We start from the raw sequence: 2,616 nt of genomic DNA on the forward strand, positions 1-2,616 counted from the left end.
CCACCGGGGAAGCCATTGTGGTGGACCCGCTGCGCGACATTGCGCCCTACCTCGAGGTGGCGCGCGCCGAAGGGCTGCGCATCACCCACATCACCGAAACACACATCCACGCCGACTTCGTCTCGGGCGCCCGCGAGCTTCGTGCGGCGACCGGCGCGCAACTGTTTTTGTCGGCTGAGGGTGGTACGGACTGGCAGTACGCCTATGCCGCTGCAGATAGTGCGACGTTGCTCCGCGATGGGGCGCAGATCATGGTGGGCAATATCCGCTTCGATGTGCTGCACACGCCGGGACACACGCCCGAGCATCTGGCCTTCATCGTGACCGACACGCCACGTGCGGCCGGTCCTATGGGCATCCTGACAGGTGATTTTGTGTTTGTCGGCGATGTGGGGCGCCCAGACCTGCTCGAGCGAGCGGCCAAGGTGGCGAACACCATGGAAGCCGGAGCTCGTACGCTATTTCGGTCGCTTGGTCGTTTCCGCGCCCTGCCCGACCACCTGCAGGTATGGCCCGGTCACGGCGCCGGCTCTGCGTGTGGCAAGGCACTGGGCGCCGTGCCATCCACCACGGTGGGCTACGAGAAGCTGGCCAACTGGGCGGTCGCCGAAACGAACGAAGAGTTGTTCGTGCAGCAGGTGCTGGCTGGGCAGCCCGAGCCGCCACGCTATTTCGCCGATATGAAGCGCATCAACCGCGATGGTCCTGCGCTCCTGGCCACGCGCATGCCGTTCGACGCGATGGACGCGTCGCAGGTGATCGACCGACTCCCGTCCAACGAGACCTGGGTGATCGACCTGCGTGCGGCCTCCGCATTCGCCGAAGCACATGTGCCGCGCACGCTGTCGGTGCCCCGTGTGCGGAGCTTCAGCAACTGGGTGGGCTCGCTGGTGCCCATCGGCGCCGAGGTGATTCTGTTGTCGGCCGTGCCGTTGACGGCCATGCCGGTGTCGGCCATGCCGGTGTCGGCCATGCCGGCACACGAGGCGCAGATCCCGGAGGACGTGGCGCAGGCCGCACACGACCTGACGGCCATCGGGTTTGATCGCATCGTCGGCTGGGCGGGCGCCGAGGCGCTGCTCGACGCATGGACCGCGCGTGGTCGGGCGCCGGGACGCGTCGTACAACTCACGTCATCCGAGCTGGCGGCACGTCAGGGCGTACCGCCCATCGTGGATGTGCGTGGATTGAGCGAGTGGAGCGGTGGCCATCTGCCGGGTGCTCAGCACATTCCGCTCGGCGCACTGCCGGATCGGATCGCGGAAATCCCGGAGGGTCCCGTGGTCATCCAGTGCCAGTCGGGCGCACGGTCGGCCATTGCCACGAGCCTGCTGCACCGGGCCGGTCGTACCGACGCGGTCAATCTGGTCGGCGGCTATCAGGGATGGCGCGCTGCGGGTCTGGCCACCGTCTGACGCCACGTGGAGCATGCAAACGGGGCTGACGTCGCACTGACGTCAGCCCCGGTTTGTTGTCTTGGCAACGACCGCTTGGTTCAGTTTGGTTCAGTTGACCGACGGGTCGCCCATGATCTGGCGCACCAGCAAGGCGCCGGCGGCTTCGCGCTGTTCGTCGGACCCCACGCGCAGGAGGTCAACAGTGGCCAGCAGTTCATGCATGCGACTGTCACGCTGGGCCACACGGGTCATGCCCGTGAACAGTGGTGTCAGCGACTCACCACGTGCCGTACCGCCCTCGGACGGCCACACCAAACGCGGACCAGCCTGCTCACCCAGGGACTCCGCCAGGGCGGGATGGGCGCCGGCGGTTGGCAGACCGGTACGTTCGGGGCCGTGCACCGGAGGGAAGGTGTAACGCACGCCGTGCACGAGGAACTCGCGCAGGGCTTCCTTGTTCACCGTGCGGGTTCCCATCCCACACAGTCCGGCTTGCTGCAGGCGCGCGACGGCGCGGTGCACGGCACTGGTGCTGGTGGCCAAGGCGTTGGCGAGCGGTTCATACCGGTCCTCAGGAACGAGGACAAGGCGCAGGGCAACCGCGATATCGAACGGGCGCAGCGAGGGCTGTGAAGGCACTGGCAGTCCGGGCTGGTGAAAACAGGAGGTCCACGACAGGACGGGCGATGATCGCAGTGTACCCCGGGGACCCTTTGGCGTGTGTTTCACGTGAACGTGTCGCGTCCCGGATTTTTCACGCTTCACCACAATATTCCGCGACGAATCGCGTTCTGGAATACGGCTTGTCACCTCCGCGTTAAGGGCGGCTTAAGGTAGCCAACTCCTGGAAATCCACGTGAGATAGCCCACCAATCACCTGGCGGTCGGCGGCAGGAGGCACGTGGAGGGGACGACTGGCGTGGCTGCCACGCCTCTTTCAGCTTTGAGGGATGTCCGAGACCTCTCCCTTTCATGCCACGCCGGTCTTTCCGCGTGGTTTTCGTTGTGCCAGCCGCAATGTGGGCCTCAAGCCCACCGCCCGTGATCTCACGCTGTTCGTGAGCGAGGTGGACGCGGCAGCGGCGGCGGTGTTCACGCGAAACCACTTCCCCGGGGCACCGGTGATTCTGGGGCGTGAAACCATCAAGGCGGGCACGGGCGGCTCCCTGCGGGCGATCATCGCCAACAGCAAGGTGAGCAATGTGGCCACGGGGGCGGC

Annotated in this window: 3 protein-coding genes; 2 read left to right on the forward strand and 1 reads right to left on the reverse strand. The window is 66.3% G+C overall.

All coding sequences use genetic code 11. The features are described from left to right. The coding region (locus VGE27_RS01325) for an MBL fold metallo-hydrolase (protein ID WP_331047823.1) at window positions 1–1,415 on the forward strand (1,415 nt) is incomplete at its 5' end. A gap of 90 nt (window positions 1,416–1,505) precedes the next feature. On the opposite strand, the gene VGE27_RS01330 is transcribed toward VGE27_RS01325, so the two are convergent. Further along, window positions 1,506–2,036: a hypothetical protein gene (locus VGE27_RS01330; RefSeq protein ID WP_331047824.1), complete on the reverse strand. Its 531-nt coding sequence runs from the start codon at window positions 2,034–2,036 to the stop codon at window positions 1,506–1,508. Window positions 2,037–2,347: 311 nt separating this feature from the next. Here VGE27_RS01330 and VGE27_RS01335 point away from each other — a divergent pair. Beyond that, a partial coding sequence (locus tag VGE27_RS01335; RefSeq protein WP_331047825.1) for a bifunctional ornithine acetyltransferase/N-acetylglutamate synthase occupies window positions 2,348–2,616 on the forward strand: 269 nt, incomplete at its 3' end.

Origin of the sequence: Gemmatimonas sp. (assembly GCF_036405635.1) — a bacterium.
In the GTDB taxonomy this organism is placed as follows: Bacteria; Gemmatimonadota; Gemmatimonadetes; order Gemmatimonadales; family Gemmatimonadaceae; genus Gemmatimonas.